At 66.5% G+C, this 25,199-nt stretch carries 27 protein-coding genes; 9 read left to right on the forward strand and 18 right to left on the reverse strand.

Going from position 1 to position 25,199, the window contains the following annotated elements:
• Positions 1-58 precede the first annotated feature (58 nt).
• The 4 genes from Q9Q95_RS10420 to Q9Q95_RS10435 form a co-directional block, all read right to left on the reverse strand.
• Entirely contained in the window at positions 59-1,744 is a 1,686-nt protein-coding gene (locus tag Q9Q95_RS10420; RefSeq protein ID WP_306096697.1) for a hypothetical protein, read from the reverse strand.
• A 9-nt stretch (positions 1,745-1,753) separates the two neighbouring features.
• Positions 1,754-3,313 (reverse strand): hypothetical protein, encoded by a 1,560-nt coding sequence (locus Q9Q95_RS10425; RefSeq protein WP_306096703.1) that lies wholly within the window; start codon positions 3,311-3,313, stop codon positions 1,754-1,756.
• The gene (locus Q9Q95_RS10430; protein ID WP_306096705.1) at positions 3,310-5,037 is read right to left on the reverse strand and encodes a hypothetical protein; all 1,728 of its coding nucleotides are present in this window, start codon (positions 5,035-5,037) and stop codon (positions 3,310-3,312) included. The genes Q9Q95_RS10425 and Q9Q95_RS10430 overlap by 4 nt, the downstream gene beginning before the upstream one ends.
• Positions 5,038-5,177: 140 nt before the next feature.
• On the reverse strand, positions 5,178-6,395 hold the full coding sequence (locus Q9Q95_RS10435; protein ID WP_306096707.1) for an argininosuccinate synthase: 1,218 nt from the start codon (positions 6,393-6,395) through the stop codon (positions 5,178-5,180).
• A 99-nt stretch (positions 6,396-6,494) separates the two neighbouring features.
• Here Q9Q95_RS10435 and Q9Q95_RS10440 point away from each other — a divergent pair, with 99 nt between their 5' ends.
• Positions 6,495-6,908: a DUF1801 domain-containing protein gene (locus Q9Q95_RS10440; protein ID WP_306096709.1), complete on the forward strand. Its 414-nt coding sequence runs from the start codon at positions 6,495-6,497 to the stop codon at positions 6,906-6,908.
• Positions 6,909-7,162: 254 nt separating this feature from the next.
• Here the strand turns inward: Q9Q95_RS10440 and Q9Q95_RS10445 are convergent, their stop codons facing one another.
• From Q9Q95_RS10445 to Q9Q95_RS10460, 4 genes are all read right to left on the reverse strand, one after another.
• On the reverse strand, positions 7,163-8,416 hold the full coding sequence (locus tag Q9Q95_RS10445) for a cyclopropane-fatty-acyl-phospholipid synthase family protein (protein WP_306096710.1): 1,254 nt from the start codon (positions 8,414-8,416) through the stop codon (positions 7,163-7,165).
• Positions 8,417-8,573: 157 nt separating this feature from the next.
• Entirely contained in the window at positions 8,574-9,329 is a 756-nt protein-coding gene (locus Q9Q95_RS10450) for a molybdopterin-binding protein (protein WP_371876734.1), read from the reverse strand.
• Complete coding sequence (locus Q9Q95_RS10455) at positions 9,302-10,027, reverse strand: cytochrome b/b6 domain-containing protein (protein ID WP_371876739.1); 726 nt, start codon at positions 10,025-10,027, stop codon at positions 9,302-9,304. Before Q9Q95_RS10455 ends, Q9Q95_RS10450 begins: the two co-directional genes overlap by 28 nt.
• 37 nt (positions 10,028-10,064) lie before the next feature.
• On the reverse strand, positions 10,065-10,919 hold the full coding sequence (locus Q9Q95_RS10460) for a sulfite exporter TauE/SafE family protein (protein WP_371876735.1): 855 nt from the start codon (positions 10,917-10,919) through the stop codon (positions 10,065-10,067).
• 18 nt (positions 10,920-10,937) lie between these two features.
• Between Q9Q95_RS10460 and Q9Q95_RS10465 the strand changes: the two genes are divergently transcribed.
• Entirely contained in the window at positions 10,938-11,549 is a 612-nt protein-coding gene (locus tag Q9Q95_RS10465) for a bifunctional 2-polyprenyl-6-hydroxyphenol methylase/3-demethylubiquinol 3-O-methyltransferase UbiG (protein ID WP_306096718.1), read from the forward strand.
• Here Q9Q95_RS10465 and rlmN read toward each other — a convergent pair.
• The gene (rlmN, locus tag Q9Q95_RS10470; RefSeq protein ID WP_306096720.1) at positions 11,546-12,730 is read right to left on the reverse strand and encodes a 23S rRNA (adenine(2503)-C(2))-methyltransferase RlmN; all 1,185 of its coding nucleotides are present in this window, start codon (positions 12,728-12,730) and stop codon (positions 11,546-11,548) included. The genes Q9Q95_RS10465 and rlmN overlap by 4 nt on opposite strands.
• Before the next feature lie 207 nt (positions 12,731-12,937).
• Between rlmN and Q9Q95_RS10475 the strand changes: the two genes are divergently transcribed.
• On the forward strand, positions 12,938-13,357 hold the full coding sequence (locus Q9Q95_RS10475; protein WP_306096722.1) for a DUF4168 domain-containing protein: 420 nt from the start codon (positions 12,938-12,940) through the stop codon (positions 13,355-13,357).
• A 180-nt stretch (positions 13,358-13,537) separates the two neighbouring features.
• On the opposite strand, the gene Q9Q95_RS10480 is transcribed toward Q9Q95_RS10475, so the two are convergent.
• Both Q9Q95_RS10480 and Q9Q95_RS10485 read right to left on the reverse strand, forming a co-directional pair.
• Entirely contained in the window at positions 13,538-13,996 is a 459-nt protein-coding gene (locus tag Q9Q95_RS10480) for a hypothetical protein (protein ID WP_306096724.1), read from the reverse strand.
• Positions 13,993-14,643 (reverse strand): histidine phosphatase family protein, encoded by a 651-nt coding sequence (locus Q9Q95_RS10485; RefSeq protein ID WP_306096725.1) that lies wholly within the window; start codon positions 14,641-14,643, stop codon positions 13,993-13,995. The genes Q9Q95_RS10480 and Q9Q95_RS10485 overlap by 4 nt, the downstream gene beginning before the upstream one ends.
• A gap of 342 nt (positions 14,644-14,985) precedes the next feature.
• Between Q9Q95_RS10485 and Q9Q95_RS10490 the strand changes: the two genes are divergently transcribed.
• The 3 genes from Q9Q95_RS10490 to Q9Q95_RS10500 all read left to right on the forward strand — a co-directional run bounded on the left by Q9Q95_RS10490 (position 14,986) and on the right by Q9Q95_RS10500 (position 17,139).
• Positions 14,986-15,639, forward strand: coding sequence for an outer membrane protein (locus Q9Q95_RS10490; protein WP_306096727.1), 654 nt, complete (start codon positions 14,986-14,988; stop codon positions 15,637-15,639).
• Between the two features lie 131 nt (positions 15,640-15,770).
• Positions 15,771-16,883, forward strand: coding sequence for a DNA polymerase III subunit beta (gene dnaN, locus Q9Q95_RS10495; RefSeq protein ID WP_306096729.1), 1,113 nt, complete (start codon positions 15,771-15,773; stop codon positions 16,881-16,883).
• 94 nt (positions 16,884-16,977) lie between these two features.
• On the forward strand, positions 16,978-17,139 hold the full coding sequence (locus tag Q9Q95_RS10500; protein WP_306096731.1) for a hypothetical protein: 162 nt from the start codon (positions 16,978-16,980) through the stop codon (positions 17,137-17,139).
• A 26-nt stretch (positions 17,140-17,165) separates the two neighbouring features.
• On the opposite strand, the gene Q9Q95_RS10505 is transcribed toward Q9Q95_RS10500, so the two are convergent.
• Positions 17,166-17,510 (reverse strand): hypothetical protein, encoded by a 345-nt coding sequence (locus tag Q9Q95_RS10505; RefSeq protein WP_306096733.1) that lies wholly within the window; start codon positions 17,508-17,510, stop codon positions 17,166-17,168.
• Between the two features lie 123 nt (positions 17,511-17,633).
• On the opposite strand from Q9Q95_RS10505, the gene Q9Q95_RS10510 reads away from it, so the two are divergent.
• Complete coding sequence (locus Q9Q95_RS10510; RefSeq protein ID WP_306096734.1) at positions 17,634-18,395, forward strand: Coq4 family protein; 762 nt, start codon at positions 17,634-17,636, stop codon at positions 18,393-18,395.
• Here Q9Q95_RS10510 and Q9Q95_RS10515 read toward each other — a convergent pair.
• Both Q9Q95_RS10515 and Q9Q95_RS10520 read right to left on the reverse strand, forming a co-directional pair.
• Positions 18,392-19,108, reverse strand: coding sequence for a hypothetical protein (locus Q9Q95_RS10515; protein WP_306096735.1), 717 nt, complete (start codon positions 19,106-19,108; stop codon positions 18,392-18,394). The genes Q9Q95_RS10510 and Q9Q95_RS10515 overlap by 4 nt on opposite strands.
• Complete coding sequence (locus Q9Q95_RS10520; RefSeq protein ID WP_306096737.1) at positions 19,108-19,911, reverse strand: hypothetical protein; 804 nt, start codon at positions 19,909-19,911, stop codon at positions 19,108-19,110. The genes Q9Q95_RS10515 and Q9Q95_RS10520 overlap by 1 nt, the downstream gene beginning before the upstream one ends.
• 71 nt (positions 19,912-19,982) lie before the next feature.
• On the opposite strand from Q9Q95_RS10520, the gene recF reads away from it, so the two are divergent.
• Positions 19,983-21,053 carry a DNA replication/repair protein RecF gene (gene recF / locus Q9Q95_RS10525; RefSeq protein ID WP_306096739.1) on the forward strand — a complete coding sequence of 357 codons (1,071 nt, stop codon included), beginning with the start codon at positions 19,983-19,985 and terminating at the stop codon, positions 21,051-21,053.
• Between the two features lie 93 nt (positions 21,054-21,146).
• A complete protein-coding gene (locus Q9Q95_RS10530) occupies positions 21,147-21,503 on the forward strand; it encodes a hypothetical protein (RefSeq protein WP_306096741.1) in 357 nt (118 codons plus the stop codon).
• Between the two features lie 115 nt (positions 21,504-21,618).
• On the opposite strand, the gene Q9Q95_RS10535 is transcribed toward Q9Q95_RS10530, so the two are convergent.
• The 4 genes from Q9Q95_RS10535 to Q9Q95_RS10550 all read right to left on the reverse strand — a co-directional run bounded on the left by Q9Q95_RS10535 (position 21,619) and on the right by Q9Q95_RS10550 (position 25,143).
• Positions 21,619-22,038, reverse strand: coding sequence for a hypothetical protein (locus tag Q9Q95_RS10535; protein ID WP_306096744.1), 420 nt, complete (start codon positions 22,036-22,038; stop codon positions 21,619-21,621).
• 762 nt (positions 22,039-22,800) lie between these two features.
• Positions 22,801-23,028, reverse strand: coding sequence for a hypothetical protein (locus tag Q9Q95_RS10540; RefSeq protein ID WP_306096746.1), 228 nt, complete (start codon positions 23,026-23,028; stop codon positions 22,801-22,803).
• A complete protein-coding gene (locus Q9Q95_RS10545) occupies positions 23,025-24,353 on the reverse strand; it encodes a radical SAM protein (RefSeq protein WP_306096749.1) in 1,329 nt (442 codons plus the stop codon). The genes Q9Q95_RS10540 and Q9Q95_RS10545 overlap by 4 nt, the downstream gene beginning before the upstream one ends.
• 67 nt (positions 24,354-24,420) lie before the next feature.
• Positions 24,421-25,143, reverse strand: a complete 723-nt coding sequence (locus Q9Q95_RS10550; protein ID WP_306096751.1) for a prolipoprotein diacylglyceryl transferase family protein — start codon at positions 25,141-25,143, stop codon at positions 24,421-24,423.
• Positions 25,144-25,199: the final 56 nt, after the last annotated feature.

Here is a 25,199-nt window from a genome sequence, read left to right on the forward strand (position 1 = left end):
TTCCTCTCCGTCCTCTGCGCCTCTGCGCGAAACTCCATTTGCCTTCGTGTGAACCCGATCAGGGCAAGGGCGAGGGCGAGGCTTCGGGCTCGGGGAGGTTGCTGGTGAACTGGCGGCCGTCGTTCAGGATGATGTCGCGTTCCCATTTCGGCAGCGGCAGCTCGCCCGGACGGATGACCGGCGCGGGGACGTCATGGTCGACGCGGTAGAGCCCGCTATTGCTGTGATCGTCGACATAGACGGGCACGAGCCCCTGCATGAAGCGCTGGGGGAATTCGGGGGGGCGGATCAGCCAGACATAATCGAACGCGTCGCGCGGGAAGCGGGTCAGCGCCCAGGGGACCGGCCGCCACCATTCGCGCGGGCATTGCACGTCGGTGACGATCTGCGACGGATCGTGGGCGAAACGCTTCGCCGCGGCATAGCGCACGGTGAGCAATTGCGCGCCCGGCATCGACCATTGATCGTTGGTGTAGGCAAGCTTGCGCTCGAGCGCGAGCGCGGGGACGTGCTGGAGGCGCGTCATCTTCCATTCGTTATAGCAGGTCTCGCCGACGAAGCTGACCAGCCGCGCGCCTTCGGGCAGATGCTCGAGCGCCTTCAATTCGCGATCGTACGACTTGTCGTAGAGGAAGAAGCTCCACGTCGTCGCGGCGATGCGCGCGGTGAAGAATGCCATGCCGAGTGCCGCGACCAGCGCCGCGCCGCGCATCGACAGGCCGGGCTTGGGCCGGATCGCAATGATCCCGATCGCCATCAGGAAGGGGACCAGCCGCATATCGGCATAGGCCGAGCCGAACACGATCCGCGGCAGCAGGATGTACACCGCGGCGAGGAACAGGAAGGTCAGGCCGAGATTGCGCGAATATTGGAGATTGGGGTCGCGGATCGCCTTGAACAGCAACAGGAACAGCACCCCGACCGAGGCGATGTCGAACAATTGCCAGCGATCGCGGAAGACCTGGACGATCCACAGCATCTTGGCGCGCCAGTTGAACCAGTCCGCGGTCTGGCCGGTGACATGACCGCCGCTGCGCCACATCAGCATCAGCAATGCCGGCGGAGCGAGCGGGAGGCACTGGATCCCGGCATGGAACCACGGCAGCAGCCATGCCCGGACGAAACCCTCGCCGCGATGCCTGTCGTGGCTGCGGACCAATTCGGCCGAGAAAGCGAGCACGCCGAGCACGCCCCAGCCGAAAGTGTGAGTGATCCAGATCAGCACCGAGATCGGCAGGAACACCATCGCGCGGAAGCCGAGCCTGCCGAGCCGGCCCAGCCGCAGCCACCAGCCGAAGCCGAGCAATGCCAGCCCCATCGACAGGGCGAAATTGACGAAGCCGAAATGGAAGGGGAAGGCGTAAGCCAGCGGCAGCGCGAACAAGGCGGTCGCCGGGATGCGGCCATGCACCTCGCGCGCGATCATCAGCAGTCCGGCGACGGTCAGCGCGGGGATCGCGATGACGATCAATTTGACCGCGAACTCGAGCCCGAACAATTTCGACAGGGGAATGACCAACAGGTCGACCCCGAGATTGCCCATCAGGCTCCAGTTGAAATTATACCATTGGTGCAGATGCGGCGCCTGCTCCCAGACCAATTGGACGCGGTAGCGCCCCATATGGCCGGGCAGGTCGACGAGCGGCGGGATGTCGGGCCAGAGCAACGGCACGACGGCCATGAAGGTGGCGAGCGCCACGAACCACCGTGTCTGCCACCAATGCAGCCTTTCGCCCCTGTCCATCGCGCCGCTTTAGTGCGGAGGATTGGTTCCAGACAAGCGATGGTTGTCGATCCGGTACAGCACATCCGAATCGTTGCGCCAGATCGGGGTCATTCCGGCGACGAGCCGCGGATCGAAAGCGGGCGGATCGATCAGCCAGACATAGTCGGCATGTGCGCGCGGCACACGGGCGAGCGCCACGGCGAGCGGCAGATAGCTGGGCTCGGCCGCGCACCAGTCGGCCATCACCATTTGCGAAGGGTCGCCGTCGAAATCGTGGAGGCCGGTCACCACGATCTTGAGCGGCGTGCTGCCGCCGAGACGCCATTGATCGTTGGAGAAAGCGGCGCGGCGCGCCGTCGCCAGGCCGGGCAGGTGACTGGTGCGGCGATCCGACCACGGCTTGGCGCAGTCCTGGCCGACGAAACTGACGAGGCGGCTGCCGCGCGGGACATGGTCGAGCGCGGCGAGATGGCGCTCCCAATTGCGGCCGTGGAGCCACAGGCTTGCCGTGTTGCCGGCGATGCGCGCACCGAAAAAGGCCAGTCCGATCATCGCCATCGCAGATTTTTCGCGGAAGGACATGGTCTCGCCGGCGCCCAGGCTGAGCAACGCCAGCGCGACGAGATAGGGCGCCAGCCGCATATCGGCGAAGGCCGACATGAACAGCATGAAGGGCAGGAGCACGAAGGCGAGGAGCAGCAGCAGGCTGGCCGCGACCAGAGCCGGCGATTTCGCGACCCGATCGCTGCGAAACCCGCGATAGAGCAGGATCGCGATCAACGCCGCCGACGCCATGTCGAATTCGGGCCAGCGATCGCGGAACACCATCGCCAGCCAGCCCGCCTTGAACTGAAAGTCGAAGAAATGGTGGGTGACGCTGTCGCCATGGCTTTCGTTCGATCGCCACAGGATCAGCAGCACGAACGGCAAGGCGAGCGGCAGACAGCCGATTCCTGCATGGAAGATCGCTGCGGGCCAGCCCCGGCCCTGCCCGCGCGCCCGCGCGAGCTCGGCGCCATAGATCATCAGGCACAGCGCACCCCAACCGACGATATGGGCAATCCAGACCAGGACCGCGAGCGGCACGAAGATCGATGCGCGCAGGCGAAACTGCTCCTGCCGGCCGAGCCGCAGCCACAATGCGAAGGCGTTGAGCGCCAGCGCCATCGCGAAGCAATGGTTCACGAAGCCGAAGTGAAAGGCGTAGTTGTAAGCGAGGGGCAGCGCGAGCAGCGCCCAGGGCTGGACCCGGCCATGCGCCTCGCGCGAGATCCACAAGATGCCGCTCGCAGTCAGCCCGACGGTCAGCAGGACCGCGGATTTGACCGCGGGCTCGAGCCCGATCAGCGGGCTGAGCCCCGCGACGATCAGGTCGACTCCGAGATTGCCGACGAACCGCCATTGATAGCTATAAAATTGCGACAGCGCGTCGGCGTCGGTGCCGAGCATCACCCGATAGCGGCCGATATGCCCCGCGAGATCGGTGAGCGGGGGCACCGTCGGCAGCAGCAGCGGGACGAGCGCAAGCAGGATCGCCAGTGCGGCGAACCAGCGCGTCTCCCACCAGACGGTTTCGGTGCGGCTCAAGGGTTGGGCTCCGTGGACGGGGGAACGAACGCGAACACTGCCGGCGCCTCGCCGGGAGGCGAGAGCGGGCGCAGCCATGCCGGCGGACGGCCACTGCGCAACGCGCCGCTCAGCCGGGCGGGATCGGCGACCTGCACGCCGAGCTCGTCGAAATCGCCGGGGCAGAGCGCGACATAATCGACTCGCCATTGCCGGGCGAGCCGCGGGGCATTCTCGATCGGGCCGAGGAAGAAGCGGTACATCGCCATGTTGCCGGCGCCGCCGCGATGATAGGGCGCCGCCACTACGCGATGCGGCGTCGCCGCGAGCGCCCAAGCGCCCATATCGATCGGCGCGATCAGCGTGCCCGGCGGCAAGGCAGCGAGACGCGCGAGCGCGGCGGGGCTGGTGCAATCGCCTGTGGCGGGTCCGGACGCGCCTTCCGGCGCCACGGCGCTCCCGGCGATCGGGTAGAGCAAGCCGGCGGAAACCAGCCAGGCCGGAAGCAAGACGATCACGCCCTTCGCGCGCGCGGCAGTGACCAATGCGGCGAGCGCCGGCGCGGCGAGCAGCGCGCCGGCATAGGCGCCGCGCAGCTGGATCAGGGTCAGGGCGAGCGCACCAAGCTGGAGCGCGAGAAGGACCAGCCAACGCGGGTCCCGCGACCGGCGCCACACCCAGATACCGGCAGCGATGCCCGCCAGCATCAGCCCGGCATAGCCGATCGCATGGCCGAGCGGCGCACCGATCAGCGGTTGCGCTTCGGCGACATTGGCGAGCCACAGCTGCGCGAGCAGCGGATCGACCCGACCATAAGGCTGCACGCAGCCGGGCGCGAGCGCGCACGCGCCGAAGAGGGCAACCGGGGCAAGAATCAGCGCGGCGATCCGTCGGGCGCGTGGCGACTGCATTGCGAAACCGAATGCGGCCAGCGCGAGCGGCGCCAGTGCGGCAAGCTGCGCCGCGCGCCAGAATATTGCAGTGAAGCCGTCGCAGCCCGGCCAGTCCCAGCCGCTGGTGCGCAGCAGTGCCGATGCGGCGGCGAGCGCGAGGACCAGGCCGACGGCATAGCCGGCGAGCCGCGCCTGGCCTTCGCGGCCTCCGGCGATCCAGCGGACGGCGATCGCGGTCCCGCCGATCGCGAGCAACGGCGCAGTCTCGATGCCGATGACCAAAGATGCCGCCGTCGCGAGGCCGGCGGCCGCGCCGGCTGCGAGATTGCCCCGCCCGATCGCAGCGCGCGCGACGATCAGCAGCAGCACCAGCTGGAGCCCGTGATGGTCGATCCGTCCCGGCATGAACAGGCTGGTCGCGGGATAAGCGAGCGCAGCGATCAGCGCGGCCACCGGCCCCGAAGTGCCGAGCGCGCGCGCGATCGCGGCGACCAGCGCCAGCGCGGCGGCGAAGAGCAATGCCGGCCACAGGGTCACGGCGACCAGTTCGGCGGCGTGCGTCCCGAGCAGAGGCGAGAGCAAGAAGATCAGCGCGCCGGGCACCAGATCGGGCAACCGCGACCAATGCATCTCGAGCCCCGGCGGCGACCCGAGCCGGTGCTGGGCGAGATCGCCGAAGCCCTGCCCGCCCAGCCAGTCGCGGATCTGCTGGAGGCGGACCACGTCGTCGGTGTCGGGCAGGCGCAGCGCGAAGAGGCTCGCCCAGACCTGCACGGTCCACGCGCAGGTCAGCAGCCCCGCGAGGAGCAGGGCGACGCCGAGGTCGCGGGCCGGGCGGGAGGGTTCGTCCACGCGGGCCGGCGTAACGCGTCATGGTTAAGCACGGGTTAGGGCATCCGGACGAAAGCCCCGGTCCGTCATCCCGATCTCAGGCGAAGGCGCGATACGGCACGCGATCCCGGCTTTCGCCGGGATGACGATGCGGTGACGGGTCAGCCGTCGCGTCGACCCAGCAGGCGGAGCCGCAGTGCGTTCAGCTTGATGAAGCCCGCCGCATCGCGCTGGTCATAGGCGCCCTGATCGTCCTCGAAGGTGACGACCTTCTCGCTGTACAGGCTGTTGGGCGAGCGGCGGCCGGTGACGATGACATTGCCCTTGTAGAGCTTCAGCCGGACGGTGCCGGTGACCTTGGCCTGGCTGTGGTCGATCGCGGCCTGGAGCATCTCGCGCTCGGGCGCGAACCAGAAGCCATTATAGATCAGTTCGGCATAACGCGGCATCAGCTCGTCCTTGAGATGCGCGGCCCCGCGATCGAGCGTGATCTGCTCGATCCCGCGATGGGCGAGCTGATAGATCGTCCCGCCCGGAGTCTCGTACATGCCGCGCGACTTCATGCCGACGAAGCGGTTCTCGACCAGATCGAGCCGGCCGATGCCGTGTTTGCGGCCGAGTTCGTTGAGCGCGGTCAGCAGAGTCGCCGGCGACATCGCCTCGCCGTTCAATGCGACGCCGTCGCCGCGCTCGAAATCGATCGTGATGCTTTCCGGCGCGTCGGGCGCGTCCTCGGGATTGACCGTGCGCGAATAGACGTAATCGGGGACTTCCTCCCACGGATCCTCGAGCACCTTGCCCTCGGACGAGGTGTGGAGAAGGTTGGCGTCGGTCGAGAAGGGCGCCTCGCCGCGCTTGTCGCGCGCGATCGGGATCTGGTGCGCCTCGGCGAACTCGATCAGCCGCTCGCGGCTGGTCAGATCCCATTCGCGCCATGGCGCGATCACCTTGATGTCGGGATTGAGCGCGTAATAGCCGAGCTCGAAGCGGACCTGATCATTGCCCTTGCCGGTGGCGCCGTGGCTCACCGCATCGGCATTGACCTGGCGGGCGATCTCGATCTGGCGCCTGGCGATCAGCGGGCGCGCGATCGAGGTGCCGAGCAGGTACAGCCCCTCATATTGCGCATTGGCGCGCATCATCGGGAAGACGAAGTCGCGGACGAATTCCTCGCGCAGATCGTCGATGAAGATGTGCTCGGGCTTGACCCCGGCCATCTCGGCCTTGCCGCGCACCGGGCCGAGCTCCTCGCCCTGGCCGAGATCGGCAGTGAAGGTCACCACCTCGCACTGATATTCCTGCTGGAGCCACTTCAGGATCACGCTCGTGTCCAGCCCGCCCGAATAAGCGAGAACGACTCGGTTGATCTTGTCGGACATGAGGCAGGCGACTCCTGAAGATGCGCGGGAAAACCGGGGGCGCTCTAGGGTCCCTGCACTCGCGGCGCAACTCTGCTAGACTGCGCGGCGGAGGACAGCATGGCCGAGATCAAGACCAAAGCCACGCCGGCGAGCGTCGATGGCTTCATCGAGGCCGTGGCGAATCCGCGCCGGCGCGAGGATGCGAAGGCGGTGCGCGCGATGATGGAGCGCGTGTCGGGCGATCCGGCGCAGATGTGGGGGCCTTCGATCATCGGCTTCGGCAGCTATCATTACCGCTACGACAGCGGGCACGAAGGCGACATGTGCCGGATCGGCTTCTCGCCGCGCGCGGCGCAGCTGGTTTTCTATGTCGGCGGCTTCGAGGGATATGAGGCTCTGCTCGCCCGGCTGGGCAAGCACAAGACGAGCAAGGCGTGCCTCTACGTCAACAAGCTCGCCGATGTGGATGTGGGCGTGCTCGAAGAGATCGTGCGGGAGAGCTGGACGAAAGGCGATGCGGCCTGCGGCTGAGTGCACGCTTTTTCACGCGCAGGGTGGAAAGATTGGTTCGCGCAGGAGGCGCAGGAGACCCAGAGATCGCTCGCTGCGTCCCATCGCTTCCCAGGGGAGCAAACCGATATCCTTATCAGAAAGCGGCGTTCCGCCGCCATCCAGACGTGCGATTGTCCAGAGCAACTGCCCGTTGGGATGCGGTCCCTGCGTCCTCTGCGCCTCTGCGCGAATAAGCCTTCGCGTGTCCGCGTTAATCTCTTGCGCAAGGCGCCCTACCCGGCCTCGCGCATCGCCTCGGGAGCGTCCGCGCGCAGCGCCGTTTCGGCCTCGGCCATGTAATCCCGCGTGATCGGCAGGCTGTCACGCGAACGCGACATCTGGAGCTGGTAATTGACCAGCCCGCCGTTGAGGAACGCGACGTATGAACCCGCGAGGTAGAAGGTCCACATCCGGAAGAAGCGTTCGTCGTAGAGCGCGACGATCTCGTCATGCGCCGCGACGGTGCGGTCGTACCACGCCTTGAGCGTATGCGCATAATGGAGCCGCAGCACTTCGATATCGGTCGGGAACATGCGCAGCCCCTCATAGCCGCGCGCGATCTCGGACAGCGCCGGAATATAGCCGCCGGGGAAGATGTATTTGAGCGTGAAGGCATCGGTGACCCCGGGCGCGCCTGCCCGGCCGATGGTGTGGAGCAGCATCACGCCTTCCGGAGTCAGCAGCTCACGGCATTTGCGGAAGAAGGTGCGATATTGCGGCGTGCCGACATGCTCGAACATGCCGACCGAGACGATCCGGTCGAACTGGCCGGTCATCGCGCGATAGTCGACCAGCTCGAAGCGCACCTTGCCGTGGACGCCGCGCTCGGCGGCGCGCTCGCGGGCGACTTTTAGCTGCTCCTCCGAAAGCGTGATGCCGACGACTTCGGCGCCGGTCTTCTCGTGGATGTAGAGCGCCATCCCGCCCCAGCCGCAGCCGATGTCGAGCACGCGCATCCCCGGCTGAATCGCCAATTTGGCGACGATATGGGCCTTCTTGTCGGCCTGGGCCTGTTCGAGGCTGTTCGCCGGATCGGTGAAATAGGCGCAGCTATATTGGCGGTCGGCATCGAGGAAGAGATCGTAGAGCCGCCGCGACAGATCGTAGTGATGCGCGACGTTGCGCTTCGCCTGCCGCGCCATGTTGTAGCGGCCGATCCGGTGCATGATGGTGTTGACCAGCCGGCTGAGCGGCTTCGGGTCGAGCGCGGCGGTGGCGTCCTCCCAGCGATTATTGCCGGTCATCAGCACCAACAGATCGAGAATGTCGCCCTGCTCGATCGTCAGCCGGCCGTCCATGAAACATTCGGCCGCGCCCAGCGACGGATTGCGGACGATCGCCGCGGCGGCGCCGGGGCCGAAGCGCAGCGTCACCGGCCGGATGGCCGCATCGGGTGCACCGAAGCTGCGGCTGGTGCCATCGGCGTGAAAGACAGTGAGTTGCCCGCGCTTGACTGCGCGTTCGAAGAAGCGATCGATCAACGCCATAGCCGTCCTACATCACAGCCCCCGCCGCGATGTTAAATTAGGTGCGTAACGACTTTCTGCAATGCGGAAAATTCCCGTCATCCCGGCGAAAGCCGGGACCTCGGCGGCGAGCGAGCGGCGGGTGGCACGAGATCCCGGCGCTCGCCGGGATGACGGTCTAGATCCCCGCATACCATTCGTAACCGTTCGAATCCTCCCAATAGCCGCCCTTGCCCGCACCGATCGCGGCGAGGCTCGCCACTGCCTCGATCCGCATGATGTATTTGGCCTGCTTGTAGCCGAGCTGGCGCTCGACCCGGAGGCGGAGCGGCGCGCCATGGCCGACCGACAGAGTGGCGTCGTTCATCGCCCAGGCGAGCAGGGTCTGCGGATGGAAGGCGTCGATCAGATCGATCGATTCGTAATAAGGCGTGCTGCCGAAGCGATCGGCGCAGTGGAGAACGATATAGCGCGCGGTGTCGCGAATCCCTGCCAGCTGCAACACGGTCTCGAGCCGCGGCCCCTGCCATTTGCCGATCGCGCTCCACCCCTCGACGCAATCGTGCCGGGTGATCTGCGCGCGCTGGGGAAGCGACTGGATCTGGGCGAGACTGAGGCTCAGCGGCCGCGCCACCAGCCCGTCGACGCGCAGCCGCCAGTCGGCGAAACGGTTCGCCGCCAATGCGTTGTATTCGGGCGTATCGGGATTGGCGGTGCCGTTGACCCGGAAGATCGGGCTGCGCTGCTCGGGGCGGAACTGGCGGGCGAGCGCGGCGCGGCCGGTGATCGAGCGCTGGAGGAAACGGTGCGCGTCCTCGGCGCTGAGCAAAGCAGGATTGTCGGTGAACGAATCGCAGCCGGCGAGCAAAGTCGCGCCGGTGCCGGCGAGGAGCGTGCGGCGGGTGATCACGCCTCGTCCTCGGGCACGCGCCATTTTCCGGTGACCATCGCGCGGACCTCGTTGATCGGGCCGGCGAGGATCACCAGCGTGAGGTGCACCACGACGAACAAGGTCATCGCCGCCATTGCGAGGAAATGAACCGACCGCGCCGATTGGCGCCCGCCGAACAGATCGGCGAGCCAGGGCCACATGCCGGGCGAGATCGCCAGCCCAGAGACGATCAGCAGCGGGATCAGCCCGAAGATCACTCCGGCATAGCTGAGCTTCTGAAAGATATTGTACGCGCTCGGATCGGCGGGATCGTGGAAGCGCAGCGCGAGGTGCGCCTTGAAGTCGGCGAGCAGGTGGCGCGGCGCCAGCTCGGCGCGGCGGATGCGCAAATCGCGCTGGATGTGCCGGTTGGTCAGCCCGATCACAAGGTGCGCGAGCAGCCCGAAGCCGAGCACCAGAGCGAAGAACAGATGCCAGTGACGCGCGCCCGCGAGGCTGTAATGGCTGGGGATCGTCGCCCAGCCGGGGAAGCGCGGCAATTCGAGCCAGGCCGGATCGAAATTGGCGCCGTAATGCCCCCAATAGAGCCGCGGATGCGCGTTGAAGATCATCAGCCCGCTGGGGATCAGGATCAGGATCGCGAGCGCGTTGATCCAGTGCCAGATGCGGGTGAACAGCCGGTGCCGATGGATGCGCTTGGTCACGCGCAGGTTATGCCGCGACGGCGGGACGAGCGCCAGTCTCTCCAATCCTCCCCCTTGCGGAGGAGGATTGAACTCAGCCGTACGCGCGCGCGAAGAAGACGAGGGTGGTCGCGCCGGTGACGATCAGCGTCCAGGCGCGCACCATGCCGGGTGAGAGTCGCTTGCCGATCAGCGCGCCGAGCCAGCCGCCGAGGATCGAACCGAGCAGCATCGGCAGGCATGCCCACCACCACACCATCGCGAAGCCGATGAAGACGAACGCCGCGGCGAGGTTGGCGACGGCGAGCATCAGGGTGCGGATCGCGAACAATTCGCGCGGGCGGATATTGGCGAGCAGGCCGTAGACCGCCGTGGTGATCAGCCCGACCCCGCCGCCGAAATAGCCGCCATAGATGCCGAGAAACGCCTGCGCGACCAGCAGGGTCGGCCGGCCGATGGTGACGCGGGCATGGAGCCAGTCGGCGGCGCGCTTGCCGAACACCATCACCGCGAAGGCGAACAGCAGCAGCCACGGGATCAGCACGTCGAACACTTCGCTGGGGGTGAGGACGAGCAACAGGCTGCCGACCAGCCCGAAACCGAACGTGATCGCGGCGAGCAATTTGACCGACATGCCGGCGACCGGGGCGAGCTCGTCGCGATAGGCCCATGCGCTGGTTCCCGCGCCGGGAAGCAGCGCGACGTTCGAGGTGGCGTTTGCGATGTTGGCCGGGAGCCCGAGCGCGATCAGTGCCGGCAGGGTCGCGAACGTGCCGCCGCCGGCGAGCGCGTTCATCGCCCCGCCGAGCACGCCTGCGCCGGCGGCGAGCGCCGCGGATGAAAAATCGAGAACCAGCCTGAACTCCCGTTCGCCCTGAGCTTGTCGAAGGGCCGTACTTGTTTTTCCACCGTTGGAAAGAACAGAACGGTGCTTCGACAAGCTCAGCACGAACGGTAAAGGTGTCGTATGAACGATGTGGTGGCAGACTATGCCGCGGCGGCGACGCCCGAATTGATCGCCGGCTATGACGCGCTCTCGCCCGAGCAGATCTATGCGCCGGTACGCGATTTTCTGCCGCGCGAACCCGCCCGGATCGCCGATATCGGCGCGGGTACCGGTCGCGACGCCGCCTGGCTCGCCGGGCAGGGCCATCGCGTGCTCGCGGTCGAGCCGGTGGCGGCGTTTCGCGATGCCGGGGCGGCGCTCCATGGCGAGCGGATCGAATGGCTCGACGATCAGCTTCCCGAGCTTGCCCGACTCCGGCAGTGCGCGCCGTTCGACCTCGTGCTGCTGTGCGCCGTCTGGCACCATCTCGACCCCGCGGGCCGCGCGGTCGCGATGCCCGGCCTCGCATCGGCCACGGCAACGGGCGGGCGGCTGATCCTCTCGCTCCGTCACGATCCGGATGCGCCGGGGCGCGGTACCTGGCCGGCCCCGCCACGAGAGTCGATCGGCCTCGCGCGTGCCGCGGGCTTCGATCTGACCCACCAGGCCGAAACGGGATCGGTGCACCCCGAAAGCCGGGCGCGGGGCGTTCGCTGGACGTGGCTCGTCCTGACGAAAGACGGACGCCCCTAGCCCAGAGCCGCCTGCTTCTCCTCGGCGAGCCGATCGAGTTCGGCGCGGCTCTTTTTCTCCGACGCGGTCTTGAGCTGGCCGCAGGCGGCATCGATGTCGCGGCCGCGCGGGGTGCGCACCGGCGCCGAATAGCCCGCCTCGAAGATGATCGTCGAGAAAGCGCGGATCCGCTCGGGCGTCGAGCATTCGTAGGGCGCGCCCGGCCACGGATTGAACGGGATGAGGTTCACCTTGGCCGGCAATTTGTACTTCTTGATCAGCCGGACCAGCTCGTGCGCGTCGGCATCGCTGTCATTCTTGTCCCTGAGCATGACATATTCGAAGGTGATCCGCCGGGCATTGTTGGCGCCGGGATAATCGGCGCACGCCTGAAGCAGTTCCTCGATCCCGTATTTCCGGTTGATCGGCACGATCTCGTCGCGGACTTCCTTGGTCACCGCGTGGAGCGAGACCGCGAGATTGACGCCGATCTCCTCGCCGGCGCGCGCCATCATCGGGACGACGCCCGAGGTGCTCAGCGTGATCCGACGCTTGGAGAGCGCGAGGCCGTCGCCGTCCATCACCAGCTTCAACGCGTCGCGGACATGCTCGAAATTGTAGAGCGGCTCGCCCATCCCCATCATCACGATGTTGGTGAGCATCCGGCCTTCGGGCTGTGACGGCCATTCGCCGAGCGCGTCGCGCGCGAGCATCACCTGGCCGACGATCTCGCCCGGCAGCAGATTGCGCACCAGCCGCATCGTGCCGGTGTGGCAGAAGCGGCAATTGAGCGTGCAGCCGACCTGCGACGAGACGCACAGCGTGCCGCGGTCCGCATCGGGGATGAACACCATCTCATAATCCTGGCCGTCATCCGAGCGGAGGAGCCATTTGCGCGTCCCGTCGGTCGACACCTGCGCCTCGACGACTTCGGGGCGCGAGATCACGAAGCGCTGCTCGAGCCAAGGCTGCATCGCCTTCGAGATGTCGGTCATCAGCGAAAATTCGGTGACGCCGCGATTGTACATCCAGTGAAAGATCTGCTTGGCGCGCAATTTGGCCTGTTTCGGCTCGAGCTGGGCGGTCTCCAGCGCCATCCGCAGGTCGAGCTTGGACAGGCCGAGCAAGTCGATGCGGCCATCGGCGCGCGGCTGGAATGCGCGGGGTACGGGCACGGGATCGATGTGCCCCGGAATGGGCATGAGGGCGGCCGACTCTGTCTGCATGCGCGCCATGTAGGCGATTTCGCGCCGCTTTTCCACTCCCCGGCGCGCTCCCGGTCTCGCGCCGAAAACCGGGGCCGGCGGTGCCCTTGTCCCGCGAATCGAACGATGCACCGCGGAACGGGTTGCCTCGCAGGACCCGGCCTGCCCAGCTTGCGTTCAACGGGGGCCTAACTGGAGTGACCTATGAAGTTTCGCAATTCGATGCTGATCCCCGCCGTGGCGCTGTTCGCGACGCCGGCGGCCTTCGCCCAGACCACCGAGTCGCCGGCGCAGACCAGCCCGGCACCGGCCGAAGCGCCCCCGGCGGCCGCACCCGGCACTTCGGGTTCCGGCACTGCCGCGGCTGCGCCGGTGACCGAGGCCGAAGTGACCCAGTTCGCCACCGCGGCGCTCGCCATCGGCAAGATCCGTCAGGACGCGGCGGTTCCCGAAGCCGACAAAAACACCAAGTCGGTAGCGGCGATCACCGCGACCGGCCTCACCGCGGTGCGCTTCAACGAAATCGCCCAGACGATGCAAGGCGATCCGGCGCTCAACAAGCGGATTCAGGACGCCGCTGCCAAGCAGCAGCCGGCAGGCGCGGCCGCTCCGGCCCAGCGCTGAGGTCCTCCGGGCGGCGGTGCGGTCGCCGCCCGGGCCTCCCGTGACGGTCTCAGGCCGTCACGCCAGCGCGGCGAAGCTCGTCGCCAGCGCTTCGAGCGGCGTATGCGGCTTCCTCCCTCCGAAAATTATCAGATTGCGATCGTCGCGCGCATCGCCAGGGTGATCGGCGCGATCCGAGGATCAGCGCCCCGCGCACCCCAATGCCGCCGCGTCGATCGCCGTGGCGGCGCCCTTGAGCGCATAGGTGTCGGCGAAGGGCGTGCCGGTGGTCGCGATCGTCTCCACGCTCATGCTGCGGCCGTCGCGGATCGCGGCGACCACGGCGACGTCGGTGCGGGCGTCGGGTGCCCAGGCGTCCGAATCGCCGGCGCGCAGTTCGAAGCGGCGCTCGCCGATCGCCAGGGTCACCCGGGCATTGGGCGAACGCGGCCGGCTGAGGCGGATGTGGAGCTGGCCGCGCAGCCCCTGCCCCGGCCAGTTTGCGATGCTGGCGAAAGGCTGGGCATCGCGACTGCGGGCGACCGGCCGCGCGATCGCGAAGCAGCGCAGCGGCGACGGATCGCGAAACGCCCCCCAGCTGCCCCAGGTGCCGAGCGCGTCGCGCGGGAGCATCGCGAGAAGCAAGGCAAGCGCGATCATGCCGGCGCGGCGCCGCGGCCGGTGCCGAGATGGACGATCTGCTCGACGCCCTGCTCGATCAGCACGATGGAGCCCTGCGGCAGATCGGGCGCCACCGGAGCGTCGAATTGCGGCATCGCGTCGACGCCGGTCATCACCCCGCGCAGCACGCGGCTCGACATGCCATGCATGATCACCAGCCGGTCGCCGGGATCCTGATCGGTATCGGCGAGCCAGCCCGAGACGCGCGCGGCGATCGAATCATACCATTCGCCGCCTTCGGGAGGCCTTGTGTAGAGCCCGTGCTCGAGATCAAGGAAGCTGCCGACCTCTTCCTGCAGATCGGCATAATAGCGCCCGCTCCAGCTTCCCATGCCGATCTCGACGAGGCGGTCGTCGGTCTTCACCTGATGCCAGTCGAGCTCGAGATGCTCGGCGATCACCGCCAGCGTCTGGAGCGCGCGGCCCGCACTCGACGACCACAAGGTCAGCTCCGGCTTCGGACCGAGCAATGCGCGCAGCGCCGCGCCCATCGCGTCGGCCTGCGCGAAGCCGGCGCGGGTGAGCGGAGTATGCGGATGATCGCCCTGCATCCGGCGCGCGATGTTGAACACGGTCTCGCCGTGACGGGCGATGAAATCGCGGCCCTTGCGGTTGCTGGCTGGCATGACGCCCTCCTCAGCGCCTCCGCGCGGCAAAGGCAATGGCGGAAATGCGGCGTGCCGCGATTCTGCCTCGTTTCGTTCAGGCAACGAACAGGTGGCTTACTCCATCAGCACACTAGCTCCGCTTCGGAGCCCGTATGCGTAATGGGAGTATCTTATGCGTAAGCTCGTTCGCGGCTCTGGCCGCATCCGCCCCCGCCCCGCCTTCGCACGGACCGTCGCCCCGGCTGTTGCTCTAAGGTCACGGTTTTCCTTGTTTATCTGAGGTTCATGCAACCTCGGACTCGCCTCCCCAGTTATGCCCCGGCTCGCCCACCAGGTGGGCCGATTACCCAAGGAGTAGTTATGCGTAAGCTTGTTTTCGTCGCCGCCCTCGTCGCCTCGTCGGCGCTGGCCGCCCCCGCCTTCGCGCAGGATGCGGCCCCCGGCGGCTTCCGCGTCGGCGTGATCGGCGGCCTCGACATCGTCCGTCCGGGCGACAGTGAAGATTCCCGCGTCCGTGGCGACGATCAGAGCATCGAGGGCGCCCTGTACGGCGTTGAAGCGGGCTATGACATCCCGCTCGGCGGCGTGGTGGTCGGCGTCGAGGGCGAATTGAGCGGTTCGACCGCCAAGGTCACCACCGACACCAGCGATCCCAATTTCTTCGGCTATGGCCGGGTCAAGGCGGGCCGCGACATCTATGTCGGCGCGCGCGTCGGCGTTCCCGTAGGCACGGGCACCTTGCTCTATGCCAAGGGCGGCTACACCAATGCCCGTCTGAACGTGACCGCCGACAACGGCACCACCACGACCGACGAGAATTTCCAGCTCGATGGCTGGCGCCTCGGCGCGGGGGTCGAGAAGTCGATCGGCAGCAACACCTATGCCAAGCTCGAATATCGCTACTCGAACTACACCAACGCGGACTTCCAGTTCGCCAACGGCACGGTGACCGATACGTTCGACGTCGACACCGATCGCCATCAGATCGTCGCGGGCGTCGGCTTCCGCTTCTGAGCCAAATCGCAGCTTTTTGCTGTGCACGAGAGGGTCGGGGCGCTTGCCCCGGCCCTTTTTGCCGTTAGACACTAGGTTCGAGCCAATTCGCCAGCGCCCGGATTCGTGCGCGGCACCGGGGGTTTTGAGTGATGAAGGCGACGATCGAACGCGCAACTCTGTTGAGGGGCCTCAGCCACGTCCAGTCGGTGGTCGAGCGGCGCAACACGATCCCGATCTTGTCCAACGTGCTGATTGAGGCGCAGGGCGGCGGCACGATGCGGCTGATGGCGACCGATCTCGACCTGCAGATCGACGAGACGATCGCCGCCGCGGTCGACCAGCCGGGCGCGATCACTGTCTCGGCGCACACTTTGTTCGACATCGTCCGCAAGCTTCCCGAAGGCTCGCAGGTCGAGCTCGCCGCGGCGGAAGGGCGGATCACGGTCAATGCCGGCCGCGCCAAGTTCACGCTGGCGACCTTGCCGCGCGACGATTTCCCGATGATCGCCGAGGGCGAATTGCCGACGACGTTCGAGCTTCCCGCCGAGACGCTCAAGCAGATCATCGACAAGACCCGCTTCGCGATCTCGACCGAAGAGACGCGCTATTATCTCAACGGCATCTTCCTCCACGTCACCGACGAGGCGACGCCGATGCTCAAGGCCGCGGCGACCGACGGCCACCGTCTCGCCCGGGTCACCGTCGCGCGCCCCGACGGGGCCGACGGCATGCCCGACGTGATCGTGCCGCGTAAGTGCGTCGCCGAGCTGCGGAAGCTGCTCGACGAAGTCGACGGTTCGGTCGGCGTATCGCTGTCGGGATCGAAGATCCGCTTCGATCTCGGCCAGGCGATCCTGACCTCGAAGCTGATCGACGGTACCTTCCCCGATTACAGCCGGGTGATCCCGACCGCGAACGACAAGATCCTCAAGATCGACCCGAAGAGCTTCATGCAGGGCGTCGACCGCGTCTCGACGATCGCCACCGAAAAGACCCGCGCGGTGAAGATGGCGCTCGATCGCGACAAGATCATCCTGTCGGTGACCAGCCCCGAAAACGGCGCAGCCGCCGAGGAAGTGCCGGGCGATTACGCCGCGATGCCGTTCGAGATCGGCTTCAACAGCCGCTATCTGATGGACATTCTCGGCCAGATCGAAGGCGACCTCGTCGAGGTTCACCTCGCCGACGCCGCGGCGCCGACCCTGATCCGCGAGAATGACACCTCGCCGGCACTGTACGTGCTGATGCCGATGCGTGTCTGAATCGCGACGAATCGTGCCCACTTATCCACGTATTTCCGCGAGTCGCATCAATACGTAGGATTTTGTTCGGGCATGACGTGGTACAGCGCCGCCCATGCACGGACTGGAAGCCTTGGTAGCCTTCAACGACCGCCGCGCGAGCGAAGAGCGCGAACGGGCGGAGCGTGCCGCCAATTCGCGCGACCGCGCACTGCACCTCGAGATGGCATCGATCTTCGAGCGCCGCGCCGACATCCGCAAGCGGCTGCTCCAATAATCGCTGCGCCTGGCGGGCGCCCCAAATTACTGCGCCTTGAGCGCGCTCACATCGGCGCGCGCGCGATCGCGGACGGCGCGCATCCGCGCCTCGGCATGCCGCTCGACGATCCTCGCGTCCTTGCGCAGCGCCTCGGCGCGAGTCCGCAATCGCTCGGCCTCGAAGCCGTTGGCGATCGCGGCCTGGCCCGAAAGCGTGTCGGCCTCGGCGCGGATCTGCCCGATCTGGTTCTTCGAGGCCGATTCGATCGCTTCGGCCTCGGCCGCGGCGGCATCCTGAATATTGGCGATCGCCGCCTGTTCGGGGCTCTGCGGGCCGCATGCCGCGAGCATCAGGCCCAGCAAGGCGGCGGGCGCGGTCCAGCTTCGCATCGGTCTTCCTCCCTCTTCGCTTCCCCAACAGGGTAGCGCCGCCTTAAGTTGCGCGCGACAGGATTGAACTTTCGCGCGCTTGCTGCTATTTACACTAGTGTCAGTAGAACGAGCAGGCAGATCATGGCGACGCAGATACAAGAGCCGTTCAATCCCGGCATCCCGATGAAGCGCGAATGGGGCACTGCGCTTTCGGCGCTGCGCCGGCTGCTCGCCAATGGCGACGATACCGAGCAGGTGTTCCGCATCATGCGCGCGCTGAACGGCGACGTCACGCAGAAGAATTACCGCAAATTGCTGACCGTGCCCGGCGGCGGCAAGCTCGCCTATCGTCGGCTCGAGCTCGCCGAGCGGCTCTCGGATCGCCGCTGGGTCGACGGTTTCGCGTCGGACACGGTCGGCGGGACCTATCGCAGCTTCCTCGACGCCACCGGCTATTCGGCCAAGGGGCTCGCCGAAGTGAGCGTCAATGCGATCGGCGATCAGGCGCTCGAGATCGAGCATCCCTATGCGTGGATGGGCCGCCGCGAGCGCGACATCCACGATCTTTGGCACGTGCTCACCGGCTACAAGGCCGACGAGCATCTCGGCGAGGCGTGCCTCGTCGCTTTCTCCTACGCGCAGACCGGCGGGCTCGGCTGGGCGTTCATCGCCGCCGGCGCAGCGCTCAAGAGCATCCGCATCACCGGCAAGCTCGATTTCTTCCGCGCGGTGATCGAGGGCTATCGCCGCGGCAGGCAGGCGGGCTGGCTGCACGGCGAGGATTACGAGGCCCTGCTCGCCGAGCCGCTCGACGTCGCGCGCCGCCGGCTCAACATCGCCGAGCCCAAAGCCTATCGCGTCGCGCAGGCGAGCCTCGATGCCGCGGGATTGAGCGGGATCTAGGGCAACGGCGGGGCTTCGGGGACTTCGTCCGCGTCCGCCGGTTCGGAGCGCTTCGACATCGCCTGATCGAAAGCCGCGGAATCCATCACCGGCCCCGGCAGCGCGAACCGCGCCGCATCGATCTGGGCGGCGCTGACCGAACGGAGCTGCACTTCCTCTCCCAGGCTGAGGCGCAAAGGTGCGCCCTTGGCCATCACCTCGCGCAGCGCCTCGCCGAAATTCGACGCGGGGAGCATCGCGCCGAACGTCTCCAGCCCGGCATCGAGGACGTTCATGAACACCATGCCGACGGGCGCGAGATCGCGGTCGGCGCTCATCACCGCCCGAATCGAATTTCCGTCGCTATCCGCCACCCGGATGGACCAGGAGGTCCCACGGCGGCCGGCGACGACTTCCTCGCCGGCGCTGCCGATCCGCACATCGCGGCGTTCCCCGGAAGGGGGAAATGTCCCCGCCACCATGTTCTTCGCCAGCTTCAGAAACGCCTGCCGCTCGACGACCAGCGGCACGGCGCCCTGAAAGATCACGACATAGTCCGTGCCGGCCCGGCGCAGCAGCATGACCTTGCCGGCGACTTCGGCACGATAGTCGCCATTGTCGTCGACTTCGACCGACAGCGTATCGCGGCCCACCGCATAATGTGCGGTGACGTCGGCCGCCGCCGGCAGCGGCGCGAGCGTCAGTGCGATCGCAAGCACCGCTGTCCGGCGCATCACTTGGCCTTGGGCGCCGGAGCGGGTGCCGGCGCAGGCGCAGGCGCGGCCGTCGGCGCGCCATCGGCCGAAGGCTGGACCGGCATCGGCGGCTGGGCCGCCTTGGCGGCGTCGCGCGCAGCGGTCAGGCGCGCCTTGAGCGCGGCTTTGTCGAGCACCGTCGGCAGCGCGAAGACCTTGGCGTCGATCGGCGCCTTCTCGACCTTGTCGAGCTTGAGCGAATTGTCGAAGCGCAGCACCATGCCCTTGCCGAGCATCTCCTCGATGCGCTTTTCGAGATTGCCCGCGCCGCCCTGCAGCTTCTGCATCCCGGCACCCAGCTTGGTCTGCATCGCCAATGCCTTGCCGACATGGGCATAAGCAGGATCGCTGCTGATCACTGCCTCGACGGTCTCGCCCGCCGGGCCCTTGGCCGGATCCTTGGGGGTGACCTTCCAGATGTCGCCCTTGATCCCGGCCAAGGTGTCGGTGCCGGTCTTGGCCAGCTCATACTCGCTCTGCGGCGGGGTCGGGGCGGGCTTCATCCCGTCGGCGCGCATCATCTCGCCGATCACCGCGAGGAAATCGTCCATCTTCGCGGCGAAGGCGCCCTTGGGATCGGTGATCAGCATGTAATCGGTGTCGCCCTTGTGGACGAGCGCCTGCTGGCCGCTCTCGACGCGCGCGTCGCCATTGGCCGCGGCCTGGACGGTGACCGATCCCGAGCCGCCGCCGAGCGTATAGCGGGCAGTGACGTCCTCGGGTGCCTTCGAGCAGGCGGAAAGAGCGAGTGCCGCGACGGCGGCGAGACAGATACGGATCATGGAATCTCCTTTTGCGCCTTCATCGGCGAAGCGCTGTCCGGCGGCAAGTGGCTGCGCTAGAGCATGGATAAATGACCGTCACGCGACTTGTCCTCACTGATTTTCGCAACCATGCCGACGCGAGCCTCGCCGCCGGCGCCGGCTTCGTCGTGCTCACCGGCGAAAATGGCGCGGGCAAGACCAACGTGCTCGAGGCGGTATCGCTGCTCGCACCCGGGCGCGGCCTGCGCCGCGCGCCGCTCGGCGAGATGGCGCGGCAGGGCGCGGCCGGCGGCTTCGGCGTGGCGGCCGCGCTCGGCGATGTCGAGATCGGCACCGGCACCCAGCCCGACGCGCCCGAGCGCCGGCTGGTGCGGATCAACGGCGCCGCCGCCGCGGCGGCGACGCTCGCCGAATGGGTGACCGTCTTGTGGCTCACGCCGGCGATGGACCGGCTGTTCGTCGAAGGTCCCGGCGAGCGCCGTCGTTTCCTCGATCGGCTCACGCTCGCGCTCGCGCCCGGCCACGCCCAGCATGCGACGCGCTACGAGGCCGCGATGCGCCAGCGCAACCGGTTGCTCGCCGACGAGGCGCCCGCCGATCCCGAATGGCTGTCTGCACTCGAGGCGCGGATGGCCGAGCATGGCGCGGCGATCGATGCGGCGCGCCGCGACATGGTGACGACGCTGGCCGCGCAGATCGAGCACCAGCCCGAAAGCGTCTTCGCGCGCGCGGGCATCACGATCGACGGATGGGGGGGCGATGCGCATGCGCTGGCCCGCGAATTGCGCGACGGCCGCCGCCGCGACGCCGCCGCCGGACGCACCCTGGCCGGTCCGCACCGCGCCGATCTGCTCGTCACCCATCTCGGCAAGGCCCAGCCCGCGCATCTCTGCTCGACCGGCGAGCAAAAGGCGCTGCTGCTCGGCCTCGTCCTCGCGCATGCCGAGCTTGTCGCCGACCGCGTCGGCCGCGCGCCGATCCTGCTGCTCGACGAAGTCGCCGCGCACCTCGATCCGGGCCGGCGCGCGGCCTTGTTCGAGCGGCTGGCAGGCAAGGGCCAGGTGTGGATGACGGGCACCGAACCCGAATTGTTCGACGCCGTCCCCGGCGGCGCGACGCGCTACGTCGTTGCCAATGGAACGGTCGAAACCAGCAATTAGCACAGACGACACCTTCCGCCCCGTTCCCTGCCATTCCCGGCATGAACAGCATTTCCCGGTTGCGGACGTTCACCCAGCGTGAGACTCTGCCATATGCAGGTCAGCGTATACGAAGGTGAAATGCTAGTCGGAACCGCTGTTCTAGAGCATTTGGATCCGCCGATGGGCGTGGCTTTCGGTCCATTCTCACCTTCTAGTTACTACAACTTCACCGCATACGCGAATACGGTTGAGGGGAATTATGTAGGCGACCGGGGCCAATCACTGTCTACCACCGCCGTTCAGCACGGCACGCTCGCTACGGCGGCAATCGCTATCGCTGACTGGTCTGCCTCTAACCTCGGCATGGAGCTAACGCTGTTTTTGAAGGACGGGGAAGACTTCGCCGCGCTATTTGCCGGGCACCCGGATTACGGGGCGTATTATCCGCACCTCGACGAGGGCAGCTAAGCGCCACCCCCGCGCCAAAAGCCGCCGGACCGCTTTCCACCAATCCCGGCCGTCGGCGAGGCCCAAGCCGGTACCAGAAGCGGAATGGCAGGAAACGCCCCGATTGGGGACCTGATCAGACCTGTGGGAGGGTCCAGCGGGCCGTAGGCTCTGCCGGGGTCAGGACATCGAACGATCCGTCGTCCGAAACCACGCGATAGTGCTTATAGGGTCGGTCGGGGGTCCATAGATTTTCGCGATGTGACGAGAGCCAACTGGAGTTCATCACTTCCATCATCGGCCAGAGGTATCTGGCGAAGGGGTGGTTTTTCAGCCTCGGATAATCATCGGCAACCGTGACGAGAGGGGAGGCGAGTTCACTGAAGCAGCCGAATATCTCGGCCTCAAGAAAATCAATCTGGAGGTCGCGCTCATGGCCGTAAAACGAGTAGATGGCCCTTAGCGTCACACGTTCAGGACCGCCTGCCACGTCGATGCCACAGGGAAGCTGGGGCAAGTCCGGCAACGGCGACCAAGGCCTGATGAGATTGTCCATCGTCGTACTGCTACTAGATCCAATCGGCCCGCGCCAATGACGGCTTCCCACCCACGTCGGCCATTCAGCGGAGAGACGACCGCCCCAAGAGCTGCCAGGCTGCAATCGCCCCGATTCCTGCCGGTCGCGGATTATGAACCTGCTGCAGATGCGGTCGTCTTCGTACTCTCGGAACATCCGGTGCGGCTCGCGGGGTAGCCGGGACGCAAGAACTGGACGAGAGCACCGAGCGCCCCGGCGTCTCATTGGAGACGCCCGTGAAGTACACGGTCTTCAAGATTCGACCAGGTCTTTTCGGGCCGTATCGACTCTGTTCATCGAAATCGGCCCAAGGCCGGTCGTCGCCCCGGCAACGGACAGCAATTCGCGCCGGGGCGACTACCGCCAGCGAGCAATCGCTGCGGAAGGCGACAGCCCGTCCAAGCCATCGACAATTGGTATAACAGCGCAGGGGGTGGAAGAGCGGCGACGTCCGGTCACCCGTTGCCGTGACGCAGTTGCGGGTCGAAGATAGGGACGTTCGGCAGCGCGGGAGGGAGCCCATAACTGGTACTATCATATTGCTATAAAGCGATATTTTCTGAAACCGCTTCTACGGTCCCCACATTTTTCCCCACACCTGGAGCGAGATTTCGTGGGGCGATACGCCATCCGTTGAGACGATGGCGTCGAGTCGAGCGTCTGCTTCGCGCCCCACTTGCAGTCGTTCGAGGCTCCTGGGCATATTCCCGAAAGCTGCCATCCACCCAACCTCCTGGCGACTCAAGGCTCGCGATTGTGTGCTTGTCGAAGGAGCCACTTTCCCCAGCGGAACATGCCAAACCCGATTGCGAATGGAATGCCACCAACCAAGAGCGGCAGGAGCAAAACGGATGGTTCCTCGAACACCATCCCGGCGCCCATCGCGACCACGGCCAGCGAGCATAGCCCGCTGCAGGTCATGATCAGGATGCCCACACCCAGCAGCAGGCCGCCGAAAAGCTGGCTCATCGGATCGCCCTCGCGCGTGCCAGCACTGCCGCGCCCTCCGCGCCCGGCCGGTAGAAGGTATTGTACGTATCGAAGGGAATGATCCGGCCGTCGGGCGTGGTGAAGTGCACGCAGCTGCGCTTCACTGTCGCCAGGTCGAAATTATATCGATCGAGGAACTGGAGGATCACCACGCGGAAGCTGTTGGCGTAATTCAGATCCTCCGGGACCAGCGCCTGAGGCAGGCAGCACAGGACCCCAGCGAGCTTCTCCTCGGTGTTGCACTGCGTCGTGGCGAGGCTGAGAAGATCGAGGATCGCCTGGCGTAGCGCGGGATAGGCCTCGTAGCTGATTGTGTTCGGCCCTTGCAGGATCAACTCGCGCGGCAGCAGCGAAGTGATCGGCGTCACCGTGCGCCCATCGCGCAAGCCGTAGCCGATACAAATCTGGTCGGGATTGCAAGGCAACGGGATCATGTCCTCCGCATCGAACACGCCGGCCTTCACGACCTCCCGGCGGATCTGGCTGAGCAGCATGCGATTGGATTTGGCATCGAAACCATCATTGCGTCCGGCATCCTGCACCGGCTGGAAGGTCACGCCGCGCACGCACGACCATTCGAGCGCGTGATTTACGATGGCAGCGATCTCGCAGTCATTGACGCCCCGTTTCACGACCGCCACCAGCGTGGTCGACAGGCCCACGCGCTCCAGCGCCTCCAGCGCCGCGCGGCGGATCCGCGACAGGCGGGCACCGCGCAGATTGACCAGCGCCTCGTCGTCCAGGCTGTCGAACTGAAGATAGACTTCGAGCCGCGGCGCGTAGCTGGCCAATCGATCGACGAACGTTGCGTCCTGCGCGATCCGGACGCCGTTGGTGTTGATCATGACGTGACGGATCGGGCGACGCTTCACCGCATCGAGTATCTCAAAGAATTGCGGATGCAGCGTGGGCTCGCCTCCAGAGAGCTGGACTAGATCCGGCTCGCCCTCGCTCTCCACGAGCGCATCGAGCATGCCTTCGACGACCTCGAGCGGCAAATGGCCACCATGCATATCCTCGGCATCGGCGAAGCAGACGGGACAGGCCAGATTGCATGCGGAATTGATCTCGACGATCGCGAGACAACTATGCTGCTCGTGATCAGGGCAGAGGCCGCAATCGAACGGGCAGCCGGCCTCCGTCCGTGTCTGGGTGTGAAGCGGGCGGTCCCCCGGCTTGAGCCAGTCCTTCTGCGAGCGCCAATATGCAAGGTCGTCGCTGATCAGCGTTTTCTGAACTCCGTGCACGCGGCAGCGCTTGAGATAGTAGACCCGCTCGTCTTCGATGATGACCTTGGCGGGCACCGTCTCCAGGCAGGTCTCGCACAGGCTCGTGGTCTGCCCATGGAAGATGTAGGGCGCCGCCTTGCGGTCAGGCGAAGGCAGGACGGGCGCGTCCGCGAGTGATCCAGAGGAATGCATAGACGCTGAGTCCGATCATCACGAAGTGGAAGACGTTGAACGGGCCGATGAGTGTTGGATAGGGCTTGAGAAATTCCCAGGCAAATCGCTGGACGGCGTAGAACAGCACGAAAGCATGGAAGCCATATTGCGTCGCCCATGCGCGCTCCCGCAAAAGTGCGTGCCAATAGACCCCGAGGAATGCTGCCATCGCCAGCGATTCATATGCCTGGACGGGGTGTCGGCCGATCCCGTCGCCGAGATCCACGCTCCAGGCCAGCGACGTCGGGATCCCATGAGTCTGGTCGGCGAGGCCGGCGAACAGGCATCCCAGGCGTCCGACGATGATCCCGAGCGCTAGCGGGATGACGAATGGCCCGCCGGTCGAACCGCGCACGCCGCGCGCCCATTTCCAAAGCTCGACAGCGACGATCGCACCGGCAAGCGCGCCGGCGATCGAGTGCGAGAGGGCCGGATGCGTGTCTCTGAGTGTGTTGAGTGATCCCAGCAGCCAGGCCCCGAGCGCGGCGCCCAGGGCAAGGCTTACGAAATAGCCGGGCGCCGTCTGCCGTCCCAGGCCTTCGACGCTGGCGCGACGGCGCCGATACACCCATCGCGCTCCGAGGAATGCGGCGAACCACGCCGCGAGGTCTCCGACATAATGATACGAGGGAGCAGCGGCGATGTGGATCACAGGGTTGGCTACCATAGGGTGTGCGCGCTGCGGAAGCCGTCGATCCAGGTTCGGGA

The organism is Sphingomonas sp. DG1-23, assembly GCF_030730875.1.
Taxonomy (GTDB): domain Bacteria; phylum Pseudomonadota; class Alphaproteobacteria; order Sphingomonadales; family Sphingomonadaceae; genus Sphingomonas.